Annotated in this window: 16 protein-coding genes; 5 read left to right on the forward strand and 11 right to left on the reverse strand. The window is 68.0% G+C overall.

Annotation, left to right across the window (positions count from 1 at the left end):
* Window position 1: 1 nt before the first annotated feature.
* The 6 genes from AC1RSI_RS00100 to AC1RSI_RS00125 form a co-directional block, all read right to left on the reverse strand.
* Entirely contained in the window at window positions 2-703 is a 702-nt protein-coding gene (locus AC1RSI_RS00100) for a VIT1/CCC1 transporter family protein (protein ID WP_008258991.1), read from the reverse strand.
* Complete coding sequence (locus AC1RSI_RS00105; RefSeq protein WP_197019708.1) at window positions 700-1,677, reverse strand: sensor histidine kinase; 978 nt, start codon at window positions 1,675-1,677, stop codon at window positions 700-702. The genes AC1RSI_RS00100 and AC1RSI_RS00105 overlap by 4 nt, the downstream gene beginning before the upstream one ends.
* Before the next feature lie 47 nt (window positions 1,678-1,724).
* Window positions 1,725-2,402: a response regulator transcription factor gene (locus AC1RSI_RS00110; RefSeq protein ID WP_035306406.1), complete on the reverse strand. Its 678-nt coding sequence runs from the start codon at window positions 2,400-2,402 to the stop codon at window positions 1,725-1,727.
* Window positions 2,383-2,547, reverse strand: a complete 165-nt coding sequence (locus AC1RSI_RS00115; RefSeq protein ID WP_154725741.1) for a hypothetical protein — start codon at window positions 2,545-2,547, stop codon at window positions 2,383-2,385. Before AC1RSI_RS00115 ends, AC1RSI_RS00110 begins: the two co-directional genes overlap by 20 nt.
* Before the next feature lie 146 nt (window positions 2,548-2,693).
* Window positions 2,694-3,413: an alternative oxidase gene (locus AC1RSI_RS00120; protein WP_230307576.1), complete on the reverse strand. Its 720-nt coding sequence runs from the start codon at window positions 3,411-3,413 to the stop codon at window positions 2,694-2,696.
* Between the two features lie 11 nt (window positions 3,414-3,424).
* Window positions 3,425-4,465 (reverse strand): sensor histidine kinase, encoded by a 1,041-nt coding sequence (locus tag AC1RSI_RS00125; protein WP_008262781.1) that lies wholly within the window; start codon window positions 4,463-4,465, stop codon window positions 3,425-3,427.
* Window positions 4,466-4,630: 165 nt separating this feature from the next.
* On the opposite strand from AC1RSI_RS00125, the gene AC1RSI_RS00130 reads away from it, so the two are divergent.
* Window positions 4,631-4,948 (forward strand): hypothetical protein, encoded by a 318-nt coding sequence (locus AC1RSI_RS00130; protein ID WP_008261187.1) that lies wholly within the window; start codon window positions 4,631-4,633, stop codon window positions 4,946-4,948.
* Between the two features lie 49 nt (window positions 4,949-4,997).
* Here AC1RSI_RS00130 and AC1RSI_RS00135 read toward each other — a convergent pair whose 3' ends face one another.
* Window positions 4,998-6,383 (reverse strand): metallophosphoesterase, encoded by a 1,386-nt coding sequence (locus tag AC1RSI_RS00135; RefSeq protein WP_154725740.1) that lies wholly within the window; start codon window positions 6,381-6,383, stop codon window positions 4,998-5,000.
* 250 nt (window positions 6,384-6,633) lie between these two features.
* On the opposite strand from AC1RSI_RS00135, the gene AC1RSI_RS00140 reads away from it, so the two are divergent.
* From AC1RSI_RS00140 to ligD, 4 genes are all read left to right on the forward strand, one after another.
* Window positions 6,634-8,871, forward strand: a complete 2,238-nt coding sequence (locus AC1RSI_RS00140) for a TonB-dependent receptor (RefSeq protein ID WP_154725739.1) — start codon at window positions 6,634-6,636, stop codon at window positions 8,869-8,871.
* Window positions 8,872-9,009: 138 nt separating this feature from the next.
* On the forward strand, window positions 9,010-9,441 hold the full coding sequence (locus tag AC1RSI_RS00145) for a DUF2231 domain-containing protein (protein ID WP_008262701.1): 432 nt from the start codon (window positions 9,010-9,012) through the stop codon (window positions 9,439-9,441).
* Complete coding sequence (locus AC1RSI_RS00150) at window positions 9,441-10,733, forward strand: PQQ-dependent sugar dehydrogenase (protein ID WP_008262358.1); 1,293 nt, start codon at window positions 9,441-9,443, stop codon at window positions 10,731-10,733. Before AC1RSI_RS00145 ends, AC1RSI_RS00150 begins: the two co-directional genes overlap by 1 nt.
* Before the next feature lie 22 nt (window positions 10,734-10,755).
* Complete coding sequence (gene ligD / locus AC1RSI_RS00155; protein ID WP_154725738.1) at window positions 10,756-13,311, forward strand: DNA ligase D; 2,556 nt, start codon at window positions 10,756-10,758, stop codon at window positions 13,309-13,311.
* A 9-nt stretch (window positions 13,312-13,320) separates the two neighbouring features.
* Here ligD and ku read toward each other — a convergent pair whose 3' ends face one another.
* From ku to AC1RSI_RS00175, 4 genes are all read right to left on the reverse strand, one after another.
* Window positions 13,321-14,178 carry a non-homologous end joining protein Ku gene (gene ku / locus AC1RSI_RS00160; RefSeq protein ID WP_154725737.1) on the reverse strand — a complete coding sequence of 286 codons (858 nt, stop codon included), beginning with the start codon at window positions 14,176-14,178 and terminating at the stop codon, window positions 13,321-13,323.
* 85 nt (window positions 14,179-14,263) lie between these two features.
* Entirely contained in the window at window positions 14,264-14,635 is a 372-nt protein-coding gene (locus tag AC1RSI_RS00165; RefSeq protein ID WP_154725736.1) for a hypothetical protein, read from the reverse strand.
* 3 nt (window positions 14,636-14,638) lie between these two features.
* Window positions 14,639-15,466 carry a TIGR02587 family membrane protein gene (locus AC1RSI_RS00170; RefSeq protein WP_154725735.1) on the reverse strand — a complete coding sequence of 276 codons (828 nt, stop codon included), beginning with the start codon at window positions 15,464-15,466 and terminating at the stop codon, window positions 14,639-14,641.
* A gap of 7 nt (window positions 15,467-15,473) precedes the next feature.
* Window positions 15,474-17,621: an amylo-alpha-1,6-glucosidase gene (locus tag AC1RSI_RS00175; RefSeq protein ID WP_154725734.1), complete on the reverse strand. Its 2,148-nt coding sequence runs from the start codon at window positions 17,619-17,621 to the stop codon at window positions 15,474-15,476.
* Window positions 17,622-17,754 lie beyond the last annotated feature (133 nt).

Raw genomic sequence — 17,754 nt, forward strand, 5'->3', positions numbered from 1 at the left:
TTCAGACCACAGTTCCGAACAGGTGGCCGATCCCTGCGGTCACCGCCATGGCCAGGGCGCCCCAGAAGGTGACGCGCATGACCGCCTTGCCGACGCCCGCGCCCCCGGCCTGGGCGCCGAGCCCCCCCAGCAGCGCCAGGCCGATCAGGGCGGAGCCGGACACCAGGGCGACCAGCAGAGAACGGGGCGAGACCAGCACGACCGCGAGCGGCAGAATGGCGCCGAGCGAGAAGGTGGCCGCCGAGGTCAGGGCCGCCTGGATCGGACGGGCGGTGGTTTGTTCCGAAATGCCCAGCTCGTCCCTGGCGTGGGCGCCCAGGGCGTCGTGAGCCATCAGCTGCCGGGCGACCTCCAGCGACACCGCCTCATCGACGCCCCGGCTGCGATAGATGCCGGCCAGTTCGCGGGTTTCGGCCTCCGGGTCCGCCGCCAGTTCGGCTGTTTCACGCGCCAGATCGGCGTTCTCGGTGTCGGACTGGGAGCTGACGGAGACATATTCGCCGGCCGCCATGGACATGGCGCCGGCGACCAGGCCGGCGACGCCGGCGACCAGGATTCCGGTCTTGCCGGTCTGTGCGGCGGCCACGCCGACGATCAGGCTGGCGGTCGAGACCAGGCCGTCATTGGCGCCCAGCACGGCGGCGCGCAGCCAGCCGATGCGCGCGACCAGATGGCGTTCGGCGTGGCGTTCAAGTCTGCTCATGGTCGGTTCCTGTCTGCAGAAGGAAAGGCGAGGATCAGCTCAGCCTGGTTCGGCCGCGTCGCGATACGGCCACCATGGGCCGCCATTATGCGTGCGACAATGGCCAGTCCCAGTCCCGCGCCGCTGGGGCTGGCGTGATCGCCCCGGCGATATCTCTGGCTCAGCGCGGCGAGCCGTTCCGGCGCGAGCCCGGACCCGCCGTCGATCACCGCAAGCCGTGCGCCGGGACCCGCCGTCACCGTGACCACGCCCCCGGGCGGGGTGACCCGCAACCCGTTCTCGACCAGATTCCGCAGCGCGGCGGCGACTGCCTCGCGACGGCCCTCGACGACTGCGGCGTCATTGATCTCCAAGGCCAGGGCCTTGTCTTCGTCGATGGCTAGCGCGGCGTATTGCGAGACGACTTCCGTCGCGATCTCGCTCAGATCGACCGCCGCCGCCGCCGCCGGCGCGGCCGCCTGGGCATCCAGTTGCGCCAGGATCAGCAGCTGATCGACCAGGCGAGACAGGGCCGAAACATCCCGCTTCAGTCTCTGCCCGTCCGGGGAATCCAGTCTGTCGAGTTCCAGGGCCAGAACCGCCAGCGGCGTCCTCAGTTCATGGGCGACGTCGGCGGCGAAGGCCTCCTGGCGCGTCGCCGCCTCGTCGAGCCGCGCCAGCAGGCCGTTGACCGCGTCCGCGAACCCGGTGGCTTCGGCCGGAAAGTCGTGAGCCTCGACCCGAAACCCCTTGTCCGCCGCCTGGGCGGCCTCGATGCGTTCTCCCGCCAAGGCGAGGGGACGCAGAGACGAACGGATCACCCACAGGGTCGCCAGGCCCATGGGGACGATCAGCACCAGCAGGGGCGTCACGACGTGATCAGCCACCTCGTTTGCAATGCCGACGAACCGGATTTCGTCGCGCCGGGCGCGGGAAGACAGGCCGTATTCCAACCCGACGAACAGCAACAGGACGCAGCCCCCGATCAGGCTCATCAGGGCGAAGCCGAGCGTCAATCGCTGAAAAATGGACGGCGGCCGGCTCAAGCGACGGCGTCCCGCATCAGATAGCCCAGGCCCCGGACCGTATGCAGCACCCCGGTGCAGCCGGCGTCGTCCAGCTTGCGCCGCAACCGCGAGACGGCCATCTCGACGGCGTTGGGCGTGACCGGTTCGTTGAAAGCATACAGCGACTCTTCCAGGGAGCCCCGTGTGACGACCGAACCCGCCCGACGCATCAGGGTCTCCAGCAGATCGCCCTCGCGGCGCGACAGGTCGATGGGGACGTCGCCATGCGCCGCCTGGCGAGCGGCGACATCGAACCGCAGCCCGCCCACTTGAAGAACCGGCGCCATGCGACGGCCCGGCCGACGCAGGATCGCCCGGCACCGCGCCGACAGCTCCGCTGCGTCGAAAGGCTTGACCAGATAGTCGTCCGCCCCGGCGTCCAGGCCGGTGACCCGATCCTCCAGCCCGCCGCGCGCGGTCAGGACCAGGATCGGCGTCAGGTCGGCGGCCCGCCGAAGCGCCCGCACCCAGTCCAGGCCGTCGCCGTCCGGCAGGCCCAGGTCGAGCAGGATGAGATCATAGGCGGCGCTGGCGACCGCGTCCGTCGCGCCTGCGATGTCCCGGCGCCAGTCCACCACGAAGCCGTCGCGGGACAGACCTTCCCTCAGCAGGTCGCCCAGCCGCGCTGTGTCTTCAACGAGAAGGAGACGCATGATCGACATCCGTTCCACCGGCGATCCGCATCCTGCCGACAGTCATCGACATGACCGGATTTTTCCGCCGACGCCAGCGCTCAACGCAGGTGGCCGGCGCCTGCAAGGTCGCCGGGAGCCATGAAGGGAGCAGGATCTTCTTCATGGGCGCTCCGGGAAGGGGGTGGCACGGGCCGGGCGCAGGCGCGCGGCGGCGTCAGACTGGCCATCGAACCTGACATCAACCTGACGCCCTTTACAGCCGGGCGACCGAGGGGGCGGGTCGTCGCGCCCCCTCCATCACCCCTTTCTTCAGGCGCGGATTTCGGCCGCGTGGGCGGGGTAGGGGGCGGCGAGGCCGTGATCGATGGCTTCGCCGTTCAGCGAACTGGCGAAGCCGTGGTTGACGTCGCGATGGTGGGCCTCATCGGCTCGGACGACAAGCACGACGTCGCGCAGCGTCGCGTCAGGCGCCATCTTCCAATAGTGTTTGGCGATCTCAGGGGCCGGGACGTTGGGCGAGCGGCCCTCGTCGATCTCCTTGAGATAGAGGGTGTAGCTGATTACGGCCTCTTCCTCGAAATAGCCGACGACCCGGTGGGCGGTGCGGGCCGACACGAGATAGAGCAGGAAGAAGCCCACATAGAAGACGGCCTGGGCGATCTGGATCACCAGCCGCTCGAAATAGGTCGGCTTGGCCACCTCGATGAAGGTCATCAGGTGCATGCGCTCGTTTTCGGCTTCTTCCATCAGGGTGCGGATCCAGCCGTCGTCGTCCTTCATCCGGCGCAGGCAGGTCAGGTGCTGGATCGTCGCCCCGACCATGCCGGGCACGGCCGCGACCGTCTCCAGCACGATGGCGCGGTGGCCGTAGCGTTTGGCGAAGAAGGTGTCGGCGGAGAAGCGCAGCAGCTTGGTGAAGCCCAGGGCGAACCTGTCGGAGAAACCGTGCGGTTCATGATGGACGTCCGGCGCCGCCAGCCGTTCTTCCGCCAGGCCCTGGCGGTCTGGGGATAGGATCTTGTTGACCATGAGATGTCCTTTCAGGACGTGTGAAGGGGGGGAGGCGCGCAGACGATCGACACCCGCACGCCGGGTTCGGCGTCCGTGATGACGATGACCGCGCCGAGTTGTTGAGCCAGGGCCCGGATGATGCCGGCGCCCAGGCCGGGCTTGGCGATCGAAGGGTCCGGCGGCAGGCCGACGCCGTCGTCGCGGACCGTCAGGGTCCAGCCCTCGCCCTGCGAGCGATAATCCAGGGTGATCCGCCCTGGCCGCTGCTTGGGGAAGGCGTGTTTGATCGCATTGATCAGGAGTTCGGTGACGATCAGCCCCAGGCTGACGGCCTTGCCGGATGAAACGAGGGTGTCGTCGATCGTGGCCGACAGCGTCAGCCGGTCATGGTCGCGGATCATCGAGTCGCCGATGCTGCGGCACAGGTCGGTCAGATAATCCCGCAGATCGACGTCGCCCAGTTCGGCGCCCGAGAGCTGACGCTGGACGGCGGCGACAGACATGATCCGCTGATGGGCGTCGCGCAGATAGTCCCGGCTCTCGTCGGAACTGAGCTTGCGCACCCCCTGAAGCAGTATGCTGGCGATGATCTGCAGGCTGTTGGCGATCCGGTGGCGCATTTCCTCGATCAGGACCGCCTTGTCCCGGATCAGGTCGTCCTTCTGCTGCGCACGGTCGCGTTGTTCCGTGACGTCCTGGATGGACAGAAGCAATCGAACGCCCTGTCCGTCTCCGTAAACCAGGCGCTGGGCGTTCAGGACCAGACGTCGGGATCCTGAAGGCGACGCCAGATCCATCTCGTAGGCCGGGATCGCGGCCTGCCCATAGGCTGTGGCCTTGAGCAGGGCCCAGAGCGAGGGCGTGTTCCACTCGCCGCCGCCCAGATCGGCCATCTTCACGCCGGCGACCCGGTCGGTTCCGATGTCGAAGGTTTCGAGGAAGCTCTGGCTGGCGGCCACGACGGACAGGTCGCCGTCCAGCAACAACACCGGCGCGACCGACGCGGAGATGAGCGAAAGCGCCAGGTTCAGCGCGATGTCCGAAGATGTGGCGAGCGGGGTCGTCGACATGGAGGCCCTCTCCAAAGGGGGCCTAGCGCCGGTCCGACCCAGCGGGTCCGATCTCTTGGCTGCATTTGCATACTAGGCCGGCTCGACGCCGTCCACCTTGATCCAGATCACCGACGTCGTCCGCAGAACAGGCTTTAGTGGCGCATACACCCAAGGAGCCTCCCCATGCCGAAGTCCGCCTTCAAGACCCTGAGCGAGGACCTTCAGGCCCTCGCCGACGAAGCCAGCGATCACCTCAAGGACGCAGCCCTGAAGACCGGCGCGGACGCGACCGAGGCCGTGACCCGATCGACGCATGCCGTCGCCCGGGCGGCCGCCCGTCTGCGCGAGGAAGCCGAAGCGGCGGCCGAAATGAGCCGTGACAAGATTGTCGATACTGTCGAGGCGCATCCCGCCGCCGCCAGCGTCATCGTCAGCATGGTCACCAGCGCGGTCGTCGCCCTGGCGGCGACCTTCGCCCTGATTCGGCTTTCGCAGTCCTGAGCCCCGGCGCCATCGGCCGCTCCAGGATTGGTCCGTCGCTGGTCAGGCTCTAGCCTGGAATCGACGGGGTTTCGATGAGGGCGGACAGGGCGACCGGCTTGACCTTCAGGTCCGCCACCTGCGTGAACGCCAGCGACGTCGTCCCGAAATATTCCGCCTGATTGGTCGCGCACCAGTCGGTCGTGACGATACGCGCCGTGGCCCCCTGTGAACCGGCGGCGACCGCCCCGTACAGGAAGTCGCCGGTGCGCTGCTCCAGCGGGATGGGGCGGTCTTGGTTGGCGCGGGCCATGAAGCCGGCCAACTGGCCGCGCGACACCTCGGCCGTCATCAGCCGGCCGTCGAACCGGACGATGGAATCGAACATGTATCGGGTGATCGGCCCCGCCGGCGCGCCCGTGCCCAGGGTGGTGTGGCCGATGAAGCCGGCGTCGGCGTCGGCCGCCTGGGCGAAACCGGCGGCGATGCGGCGGCCGGTGTCGCCCAGCGACAGGGCCTCGACCCCTTGTCCCAGAACGGCCCGGTCCTCGTCCGTCAGGGTCTCCGCCAGGGTCGCGTCGATCAGGGCCTGCAGCCGGGACGACGACGGGGCGTCGGCGGCGATGGGATGGGACGCGACGCTGACCGATCCGTCCGCATGGAAGTCCGCCGCCGTATAGGCGTTGGTCCAGGAGCCGGTGTGGGCGTAGGCGCTGCGTCCCTGGCGATGCTGGAACAGCAGATGGTCGTGCCCGCCGATCATCAGGGATCCGTCCGGCAGCAGGGGCAGGATGCTGCGGTCGGCGACGACTCCGGCGTGGCTCAGCACCAGCACCGGATCGGCGCCGCGCGTCAGATCGGCCAGACGGGCGTTCGCCCATTCGGCAGGCGCTGGAATGGACAACTGGTCGCGCGACGCCTTGGGATAGGTGTTCAGCGCATTGGTCGCCAGGCCGACGATCCGCAGCGTGCGGCTCCCGAACGGCGCCGTCGCCGTCGGGGGGGCATAGCCGGCGCCGGTCCGCGCATCGACGATGTTGCTGACCACGATCACGCCCAGGCCGCGCAACCGGCCGACGACCTCGGCCAGGTCCGGCGTCAGGTCGTTGTCATGATTGCCCAGATTGACCACGGTCGGCGCGATCCGGACCGCCTCGGCCAGAAAGGCCCAGTCGACGGCGCCGCCCGACCGCACGGACACGACGTTGCCGTGTTCGAAGATGTCGCCGTCGATGGCGATCACATGCGGAACCGGCTGGGACCGGACCTCGGCCTCGAACGCGGCCAGAAGTCGGGCGGTCCGTTCATAGGCGGAGTGCATGTCCGCTATGGCCAGCACCCGACCGACGACGGGGCTTCGGGGCGCGGCCGACAGACCGGACGCCAGGCTGGACGTCAGGGCCGCCGCTCCAGCGAGGTGAAGCAGCCGGCGACGGGAGGGCGTGACGAAGGACATGGGGGGATACTAACGGTGTCGATACGGTTGCGGAACCGAGTCACGCACGCCTTCATTTTCGCACCCACAGCCAAGCTTCACAATGGCGAGTTCGGTCGGATGCGTCGTTCGGGACACGATTGTCACGCTCCTGTGTCCGCGTCGTCAAAGGTTCAAGATTCAGGCGCAGGTCTCGACTGGCGCCGCGCCTTCGGAGGCCTTAGGGGCTCGCGCGACAGCTTCCTCCCCATGTCGCCAAGGATACACGCGCATGCTTCGCCAAGCCCTCCTCGCCGCCACCGTCAGCGGTCTCGCCCTGCTGACCGCAGGCGCCGCCTTCGCCCAAACCGCTGACGTCGCCGCTGAAGCGACCGGCGTCGACGACATCATCGTCACCGCCCAGCGCCGCAGCGAGAACATCCGCGACGTGCCCTTCGCCGTCACGGCCCTGACGCCCCAGACCCTGCAGGATATTTCGGCCGGCGGCGCCGACATCCTGTCGCTGTCGGGCCGCGTGCCCAGCCTTCAGGTCGAAAGCTCGAACGGCCGTTACGCTCCGCGCTTCTATATCCGCGGCCTGGGCAACGTGGACTTCGACTTCACCGCCTCGCAGCCGGTCTCGGTGGTGCTGGACGACGTGGTGCTGGAAAGCGTCTATCTGAAGGGCTTCCCCCTGTTCGACGTGCAGCAGCTGGAAGTGCTGCGCGGGCCCCAGGGCACCCTGTTCGGTCGCAACACCCCGGCGGGCGTGATCAAGATCGACACCGTCAAGCCGTCGGACGAATTCACCGGCTTCGGTTCGCTGACCTACGGCAACCTGGGTTCGACCCGCACCGAGGCGGCCGTCACCCTGCCGGCCTCCGAGACCCTGCAGGTGCGCGGCGCCTTCCTGTGGAACCACCGCGACGACTGGGTCAACAACGCCTACAACCCGTCCTTCGCCGATGCGAACGGTGACGACCTGGGCGGATTCGACGACGTCGCCGCCCGCGTCCACGTCGCCTGGCAGCCCACCGACCGCCTGTCGACCCTGCTGACCCTGCAGGCCCGCGACTATGACGGCACGGGCACGATGAACCGCGCCAACGCCCTGACCAAGGGCTCGAACGACCTGAACGGCAACTTCGACCGCGACACCGTCTATTACGACGGCGGCCGCAACAACTTCCAGAAGCAGAAGACCACTTCCGAGTCGCTTCAGGTCGCCTATGACTTCGGTCCCGCCACCCTGACCGGCATCGTCGGCGCCTATCAGGGTTCGTCCCAGGGCGACGGCGACATCGACGGCGGCGTGGCCAGCGCTGCGGCGACGGCCTCCTACAAGACGCCGTTCAATTCCGAGACCGGCACCCTGTCCAGCGACCTGCGCCAGAACACCTATGAACTGCGCCTCTCCTCGAACGGCGACGGCCGCCTCGGCTGGCAGGTCGGCGCCTTCTATTGGGATGAGCGCATCAACCTGGTCTCGGGCACCTTCAACGGCGTCGGCGGTCTTCAACCGACCAAGGTCACCGACATCACCCAGAAGTCCGACTCCTGGTCGGTGTTCGGTCAGGCGCACTATCAGCTGACCGAGGCCCTGAAGGTGACGGGCGGCCTGCGCTACACCGACGACAGCCGCGATTATCAGGGCCGGATCGTCACCGGCGCGGGCGCGGGCGGCACGGGCGCCGTTTCGGTCGGCGACGAGCAGGTCAGCTGGGACGTCAGCGCCCTGTACGACGTCAATGACAGCCTCAACCTGTTCGCCCGCGTGGCCAAGGGGTATCGCGGCCCGTCGATCCAGGGCCGCAACCTGCCGGTCCTGACCACGGCCGAGTCCGAGACGGTCATGTCCTATGAGACGGGCCTGAAGGCCCGCCTGTGGGAAGGTCGCGCCCGCTTCAACGCCACGGCCTACTATTACGAAGTCAGCGACATGCAGTTCACCGCCATCGGCGGCGCGGACAACTCCAACCGCCTGATCAACGCCGACAAGGGTGAAGGCTACGGCCTGGAGCTGGACGGCGACATCGATCTGGGCGCGGGCTTCAGCCTGTCGGCCGGCGCCGCCTGGAACCACACCGAGATAAAGGACAGCAACCTGCTGGTCGCCATCTGCGGCTCGAACTGCACCGTCACCGACCCCATCGTCACCGTGGGCACGACCCGTCGCGCCAATGTCGACGGCAACCCCTTCCCGCAGGCGCCGGAATACACCGCCAACCTGACGCTGAACTATGTTCTGCCTCTGGGCGACGACACCGAGTTCTTCGCCTCGACCGACTGGGCCATGCAGAAGGACTTCAACCTGTTCCTGTATGAATCGGTCGAGTTCAAGGTGGACACCAACTTCGAAGGCGGCCTGCGCGCCGGCTGGCGGGATCTGAACAAGGGGCTGGAAGCGGCCGCCTATGTTCGCAACATCACCGACGAAGAGAATGTCATCGGCGCCATCGACTTCAACAACCTGACCGCCTTCGTCAACGAACCCCGCACCTACGGCGTTCAACTGACCAAGCGCTTCTAAGACGATGACAGGCCGCCGGCGTCTCGCCGGCGGCCTGTTCTACTGCCTTCGGTCGCGTCTGGCCGGATGAACCAAAGACCGGGCCGCGTGTTGGGTTCGACGTCGCCGTATCGTGGCGACGCCGCAGGAAACCCTCACATGCCCGCTGTCGCCGCCTTCCGTGAGAGGTTGAATCCGTTCCGCGGAATTCTGATGGCCTTTCCCATCGCCCTGTTCAGTTCCGCCCTGATCAGCGACATCGCCTATCTGAAGACGGCCCAGATGCAGTGGTCGAACTTCTCGGCCTGGCTGATCGTCGGGGCCCTGGTGTTCGGCGGCCTGGCCGGCCTGTGGGCTCTCATCGACCTGGCCCTGTCCTGGCGCACCCCGGCGCGACGGGCCGCCGTGATCCATCTGGCCGCCCTGGCCCTGGCCTGGGTCTTGGGCCTGATCAACGCCTTCAAGCACAGCCAGGACGCCTGGAGCTCCGTCGGCGCCTTCGGCCTGACCCTGTCGATCCTGTCGACCGTCCTGATCCTGATCGCCGGCTGGCTGGCCTATTCCAACTCGACCGTGCGGGAGATCGCGTGATGATCAACAAGCTCCTTTGCACGACCGCCGTCGTCCTGGCCCTGGCCGGGTGCAGCCGCAGCGACCCCAACCTGAACCAGACCGGCGCCAATCCCGACCTTCCCGGCCTGAACCAGACCCTGGTGCCGCCGATGAAGATCGCCACGCCGATCGGCTGGGACGGCGAAACGCCCACCGTGCCGGACGGCTTCGTCGTCACCCCGATGGCCACCGATCTGCAGATCCCGCGTCAGATCCTGGTCCTGCCCAACGGCGACATCCTGATCGCCGAGGGCTCGGGCGGCCACGCCCCCAAGCTCCGGCCCAAGGACATCATCGCCGGCGTCATCAAGGCCAAGGGCAAGACGTCTGTTAAAGGCGGCAACCGCATCACCCTGTTGCGCGACGCCAACGGCGACGGTCAGCCCGAGGTGCGCACCACCTTCATCGATAATCTGGACGCGCCCTACGGCATGGCCTTTGTGGACGGCGCCCTCTATGTCGCCGAACAGGGCGCCCTGGTGCGGTTCGACTATCAGCCGGGCCAGACGCGGATCACCGCGTCACGCCAGGAAGTGACCAAGCTGCCGTCGGCGATCAACCACCACTGGACCAAGTCGCTGACCGCCAGCGCGGACGGCCAGACCCTGTATGTCGGCATCGGCTCGAACAGCAATATCGGCGAGCGCGGCCTGGCCGTGGAACAGGACCGCGCCGTCGTCTGGGCCATCGACCGCCAGACCGGCGCGCACCGCACCTTCGCCACCGGCATTCGCAATCCGACCGCCCTGGCCATCGAACCGACCACCAGCGCCCTGTGGGCCGTCGTCAACGAACGCGACGAACTGGGTCCGCAACTGGTGCCCGACTATCTGACCTCGGTCCGCGAAGGGGCCTTCTACGGATGGCCCTACAGCTACTGGGGCCAGAACATCGATCCGCGCGTCCGTCCGCAAAACCCGGATCTGGTCCAGAGCGCCATCGCCCCGGACTATGCGCTGGGCTCGCACGTCGCCGCCCTGGGGCTCAGCTTCGCGACGGCCGGCGGCTTCGGCGGCGGCTTCAGCCAGGGCGCCTTCATCGGCGAACACGGCAGTTGGAACCGTCAGGACCTGTCGGGCTACAAGGTCGCTTGGGTGCCCTTCTCAGGCGGTCGTCCCGCCGGTCCGCCGGTCGATTTCGTCACCGGCTTCATCAAGGACGGCGAGGCGCGCGGGCGTCCGGTCGGCGTGACTTTCGACGCCCAGCGGCGCATCCTGCTGGTCGCGGACGACCTGTCCAATACAGTCTGGCGGATCGCGCCGCGCCGCTGATCGGGTGTCGAACGAGGGCGGCATGGCGAACGGACTGGATGCCTATAAGGCCAAGCGGGACTTCACCCGCACGCCGGAACCCGCGGGCGCCGCCACGGCGGCGCGCAAGGGCCGGCTGACCTATCTGATCCAGCGGCACGCCGCGACACGGCTGCACTACGACTTCCGCATCGAGCATGACGGAGTGCTGAAGTCGTGGGCCGTGACAAAGGCCCCGTCGCGCGATCCGGCCGTCAAGCGCCTGGCGGTCGAGGTCGAGGATCACCCGCTCGACTATGGAAGCTTCGAGGGGACCATTCCGTCCGGCAACTATGGCGCGGGCACGGTGCAGCTGTGGGATCGCGGCGAATGGGAGCCGCAGGAGCCGGATGTCGAGGCGGCGCTGAAGCGCGGCTCGCTGAAGATGACCCTGCACGGCGAACGTCTGAGGGGCGGCTGGGCCCTGGTGCGGCTCAAGTCGGATCGCGGCAAGCCGTCCAAACGCAACAACTGGCTGTTGATCAAGGAGAAGGACGAGGCGGCCGTGCCGGGCGAGGGCGACGCCAATATGGAGATCGACGCCTCCATCGCCACGGGCCGCAGCCTGGCGGAGATATCCGAGGGGAAGAAGGAATGGACCGCCTCTCGTCCCGTCGCGCGCAAGGGACCGGCCAAACCCAAGGCCAGGGCGAGCGACGCGACGCTGTCGAAACCGCCGGCCTTCGTCCCGATCCAGCTGTGCAAGGTCGCCGACCATCCGCCGGGCGGCGCCGGCTGGGTGCATGAGATCAAGTTCGACGGCTACCGCATCCAGGTGGCGACCGGGGGCGGGGAGGCGCGGCTCTACACCCGTCGCGGCCATGACTGGACCGACCGTTTTCCGGAACTGGCGGCGGATGCGGCGACCTGGCCCGACGGGGTGATCGACGGTGAACTGTGCGCCCTGAGCGAGGATCACACCCCCGACTTCTCCGCCCTTCAGGCGGCCATATCGGACGGCAAGACCGCCGGCCTGGTCTATTTCGCCTTCGACCTGCTGCGCGAGGGGCAGGACGATCTGCGGGACCTGCCCCTGTCGCACCGCAAGGCGCGGCTTCAGGCTCACATCGACCGCGTTCCGGCCAAGGCGCGCAAACGGCTGCGCTATGTCGATCACTTCGCCTCGACCGGGCAGGCGGTGCTGGACAGCGCCTGTCGCATGGACCTGGAAGGCGTGATCTCCAAGAAACTGGACGCCCCCTATCGGGCGGGTCGGTCTTCGACCTGGGTCAAGTCCAAATGCCGGGGCCGCGACGAGGTGGTGATCGGCGGCTGGTCGTCCGAAGGCGGGACGCGGTTCCGCTCGCTGCTGGTCGGCGTGGCGGGCGAAGGCGGGCTGCGCTACCTTGGCCGGGTCGGCACGGGCTACGCCGCCCCCTTGCTGAAGACCCTGCTGCCGGCCCTGAAGGATGCGGCGGCCGACGCCTCTCCCTTCATCGGCAAGGGGGCGCCGCGCGGCGGCAAGGAGATCCACTGGGTCAAGCCCGTTCTGGTCGCCGAGCTGGAACACGGCGGGATGACGGAGGGCGGTTCGCTGCGCCATGCGGCGTTCAAGGGCCTGCGCGAGGACAAGTCGGCGCGTGATGTCACGGACGATCCGCAACCGCCTGCGCCCGCCAATCCGGCCGGTCGCAAGAAGACCGGCTCAGGCAGCGCCTCGGGCAAGGTGGTCGTCGCCGGCGTCACCCTGTCCCATCCCGACAAGATCCTGTGGCCGGCGCACGAGGGTCGCCCCGCCATCACCAAGGCGGATCTGGCGCGCTATTACGAGTCGGCGGCCGAGCGGATCTTGCCCCATATCGCCGACCGCCCCGTCTCGATCATCCGCGCTCCGGACGGCATCGGCGGCGAGACCTTCTTTCAGCGCCACGCGATGGCGGGGTCCAATCCGCGCCTCAAGCTGATCGATGTGAAGGCGCGCCATCCCTATGTGGCCGTGACCGATGTCGGCGGCCTGGTCGCCGTGGCCCAGTCGGGCGGACTGGAACTGCACCCCTGGGGCTGTCGACCGGGCGATCCCGAGACGCCGGAGCAGGTCACCTTCGACCTCGATCCCGACGAGGGTCTGGATTTCGCGGCCGTCATCGCCGCCGCCAAGACGGTCAAGGCCCAACTGGAACAGCGGGGCCTTCATCCCTTCGTCAAGACGACCGGGGGCAAGGGGCTTCATGTCGTCGTCCCGATCCGTTCCGACGGCCGCAGCCGCATCGAATGGGACCAGTGCAAGGCCTTCGCCAAGGCGATCGCGGAAGAGGTGCGCCGCGCCGAGCCCGACCGGTTCACCACCACCCTGGCCAAGAAGGCGCGGGGCGGGAAGATCTTCATCGACTATCTGCGCAACGGCCGCATGGCCACGGCGGTGGCCCCCTGGTCCGTGCGCGCCCGGCCCGGCGCGGGGATCGCCTTTCCCCTGTCCTGGGGCCAGGTCCGGGCGGGGCTGGACCCCAAGGCTTTCACCCTGCACGACGCGCCCGCCCTGCTCAAGAAACCCGACCCGTGGAAGGATTTCCGCGCCGGCGAGGTCAGTCTGCGCCCCGTGCTGAAGGCGATGGGGCTGTAGGCGGCCCCGTCAGGCGGCCTTCTTGCGCGAGGCCGGCTTCTTTTTCGTCGGCGCCTTGGCGGTCTTCTTCGCCGCCGGCTTGGTCCCGCTCGCCGCGCCCTTCAGGCTGTTGCGCAGGGCCTCCATCAGGTCGATCACATTGGTGTCGTCGGGTTCGGGCGCCTCGATCACGTCCTTGCCGCCCTTCTGCTTGGCCTGGATCATCTCGCGCAGGGCGTCGTCATAGCGGTCCTTGAAGGTGGTCGGATCGAAGTCGGTCTGTTTCTGGCCGATGATCCGGCTGGCGATATCGACCATGTCCTTGTCGGGCTTCACCGCCGGGATGTCGTCGAAATAGTCGTCGGCGTCGCGCACCTCGTCATGCGCCCGCAGCGAATAGGCCACCAGCCCCTTGCCCCGCACCTCAAGCGCCAGCTGGCGCTCACGACCCCGCAGAACCAGGGTTCCGATGGCGATCTTGCCCGCGGCCTTCATGGCGTCGCGGATGACGGCGAAGGCCTCGGCCCCGACGCCCTTCTCGGGCACCACATAGAAGGGATCGTCCCAGTACAGACGATCGATCTCGTCCTCGTCCACGAAGCTGTCGATGCAGATGGTCCGGGTCGTCTCCAGCTTGACCTTGTCGAAGTCAGCGTCGTCGAACAGGACATATTCGTCCTTGGACACCTCATAGCCCTTGACCAGGTCCGAGCGTTCGATGGGGCCGGTGTCCGGGTCGGTGGCGACCATGCGGATGCGGTTGTTGGTGTCCGGATTGATCAGGTGGAAACTGACATGGGCGCTGGACGAGGTGGCGGTGTAGAGGGCGACCGGGCAGGTCACCAGCGACAGTTTCAGATGTCCCTGCCAGGTGGGGCGTGCGGCCATGGTCGTCTCCCTGCGTCGTTTCGTTGGGCCTAACGCCGCACGGTCGCTACAGTTTCCCGGCCAGGGCGGCCCGGACGCGATCTTGCTAGGGGGCGGACCAGCCCTGGACCCTGACGACGGCCGTGCGGGGGTTCGCGTCGAAACGAAAATAGGCCTTGGCCTCGCCGTGGCCGGGCACATAGTCCAACGTCGCCGTGGCGGTCTGATCGCCCAGCACCGCCTCGATTTTCACGGCTGCGGCGGTCTCGTCTCCGTCGTTCGTCACCTGGACCATGGCGACATGGCCCGCCGCCGTGGCCTCGATCTCGACGATGCGAGCCCTGAGCATGGGCGGCGCGCTGGGCTGCAAACCCTCCCAGACCATGACGCTGATGGCCGCAACCGTCACGGCTCCGCCCAGGGCGGCCATGCTCCACTGCAACACGGGTCGCTTCGGGTGGGTCGAATTCGTGTTCATGGCTCAGACCAACAGGCGGGCCGCAGCCGCGCCGATGGAGGCGGGAAAGCCCAGGACGATCATGATGTGCAGAACCCCGCCGAGCGCGTGTCCGTCCGTTCGGCCAAAGACGAACAGGACAAACAGACTGACCCCCAGGGCGACGGCGTAGCCGGGCAGGGTGAAATACAGGAAGGCCTCGACGGGGCGATCCGCTTCTTCCTGTCCCGCGAAACCGGCCTTGAAGACGATCAGGTGCAGCAGCAGGACGGACAGGGCGATCAGGCCCAGCGCATGGACGGTGGTGGTCTTGTAGGCGATCAGGATCATCTCTTCGGTCGGCGCGACATTGAGGGCGAAGAACAGGGCTCCTGCCGCCATCAGGAACAGTTCGCCGACATAGGAGGCCTGCGCCTCCTTCGTGTCGCCCTTTCCGTCGCCGCTGAGTTGCTTGCGGGCCAGGAGGGCGCCCATGGCGCCCGGCAGGGCCTGGAGCGTGACCATGCCCAGGGCTTCGCGCGGCGATGCGTTCCAGTCCGCCACGCCGAACAGGATCAACAGCACCGAGGCGGTGATGAAACCGACCGCCAGGGCGACGGCCGTGTCCAGCAGGTCGTTGCGCAGCCCCCGCCGGTCTGAAAAACCGGCGTAGTGGGCCAGGCCGTAAAGCAGCGGCAGTCCGGCGCCGACGAACAGCAGCAGTCGCCACCGGTCCATCGCTGTCCCCGCCTCCCACATCTCCATCGTCATCAGCAGGGGAATGCTGAACACGAGGGCCCCGGCGAACGCCCGTCCGAGGTCCCGGAGGTAGCGGCGCTCGAGACCGGGATTGATGAGGGCGGCGAGGATCATCGGACGGTCAACGCAGGGTCCGGACGGCGAGCCGGCCCTGGCGGTGGTTGGGGATGACCACGGCGCGGCCGTCGACATGCCGGATCGAAAGATCGACCAGGGCGTCGCCGACCTTCAACCCGGTGATCTTCAACCGTTCAAGCCCCGTGGGCAGGAAGGGGTCCGCAATGTCTATGCTGCCGGTCCAGGCGTCGATGGACAGGCCGAGCGAGGCCTGCAGCATCAGGAAGACCGACCCCGCCGCCCAGGCCTGGGGCAGGCAGGCGACCGGATAGGCGATGGGCGGTTCGCCCGGCTCGCGCGGGAAGCCGCAGAACAGTTCCGGCAGGCGCAGATGGAAATGGGCGGCGGCGGCGTAGATTTCTGCCAGGATCTGGGCGACCGCCTCGCGCTCTCCGTAATTGGCCATGCCGGCGGCGGCCATGGCCGTGTCGTGCGGCCAGACCGAACCGTTGTGATAGCTCATCGGATTGAACCGCGCCTGGCCCAGCTCCAGGGTGCGGATGCCCCAGCCGGTGCGGAACTCGGCCGACAACAGGCGTTTCGTCACCCGTCGCGCCCGCTCGACCGACGGCAGGCCGGTGAACAGCAGATGGCCGGCGTTCGAGGCGATGGCGCGGCACTGTTCCCCGTCGCCGTCCAGGGCGACGGCGTAGAAGCCCTCGTCCTCCATCCAGTACTTGTCCTCGACCAGGGCGCGGACCTGTTCGGCCCGGTCACGCCATCCGGGCGCGCGATCGTCGCCCAGCCGTTCGCCCAGATCGCCCAGCGCGCGCCAGGCGGCGAAGGCGTAGCCCTGGACCTCCAGCAGGGCGATGGGCCCCTTGGGGAAACGGCCGTCGGCGTGGAAGATGGCGTCCTCGGAATCCTTCCAGCCCTGGTTCGACAGGCCGGTCTCGGCCCCGCGCTGATAGTCGATCAGCCCGTCGTCATTGCTGTCGCCATAGTCGCGCATCCAGTCGGCGGCGGCGATCAGGTTCGGCCACAGCGCGCGGATCAGATCCAGGTCGCCGGTGCGGCTGGCGTAGGCGCCGGCCAGGGCGATGAACAGGCAGGTCGTATCGACGCCGCCGTAATAGAGGCCGAACGGCACCTCGTGCAGGGCGCTCATCTCGCCACCGCGCGTCTCGTGCATGATCTTGCCGGGCTGGCTGTCCTGGAACAGCGAGGTCTCGGTCGCCTGGCGCGAGGCCAGATAGGTCAGCACCCCCTTGGCCAGGGACGGGTCCAGCCACAGCATCTGCCAGGCGGCGATGATGCCGTCGCGACCGAACGGGGTCGAGAACCAGGGCGTGCCCGCATAGGGATAGGGGCCGGTCGGCAGGTCGGTGGTCAACAGGGCCATGTCCGCGCGCGACTGGTCCAGCCAGTCATTGAACCGCGGGCTGCGCGGCCCCCGCACCGAGGCGCCGCGGCGGCGTTTGGCGCGCATGGCCAGACGGGCCTGGACGGCGTTCTCGCGCCAGCGCCGCGCGTCCGGGGTCTCGCAGGAATCGACGCCGCATTCGATGAACAGGTCCATGGACCGGCCCTTGGGCAGGCTGAACATGAACTCGGCGCGCTGATGGGTCAGGCGGGCCGGCGGCTCGGAAAAGGCCAGGCAGCTGGAGCGTTCGACCTTGTCCAGGCCGACATAGCGGAAGGTGACGCGACGGCCGTCGGTGGTCGGGGTGTGGACGGTCCCGCGTTTGGCCCGGTGCGTGCCGCGCACCTGGAAGATGTCGTGGAAATCCGCGCCGAAGTCGAAAGCCAGCGGCAGCAGGATGTCTTCGATCCCGTGATTGACCATCCGGATGCGTTCGAACATTCGCCGCCCCCACAGGAAGCGGCGCCGTTCGATGTGCAGCACCCCGGCCGGCGCCGAACGCCCGCCCATCGGGGGCAGGGGGCGGTTGGTGGTGTGGCAGGAGAAGAAGACATTGTCCTGGCTGACGCCGGAAGACAGTCGCGACGGCTTCAGCAGCCCGACCGTCATGGTCCAGCGCGACAGGACGCGGGTGTCGCCCGCGAACAGGCCGTCGGCTCCGCCCCTCATGTCGCCCCACCCGTCGGCGACCAGGAAGGTGTCGCCCTCCTTGAGCGCCATCAGCTGTTCGAGACCGGAAGCCTCGACGGAATCGCCCGCCGTCAGCTGGGTGGTGTAGGCGTCGTCCATACAGTCTCTTCCCCGTCCGTTCGTGAGGCTTGTCCCGAACCTATCCTGCCCGAATGCGGCCTTGAGGAGCCGCTTGCAGGATCAAATGGCGCAGACGGCGGAGGGTTCACCTCCGCCGCCCTGTTTCCTCGGA

The organism is Brevundimonas sp. GW821-FHT10E09, from assembly GCF_058809375.1.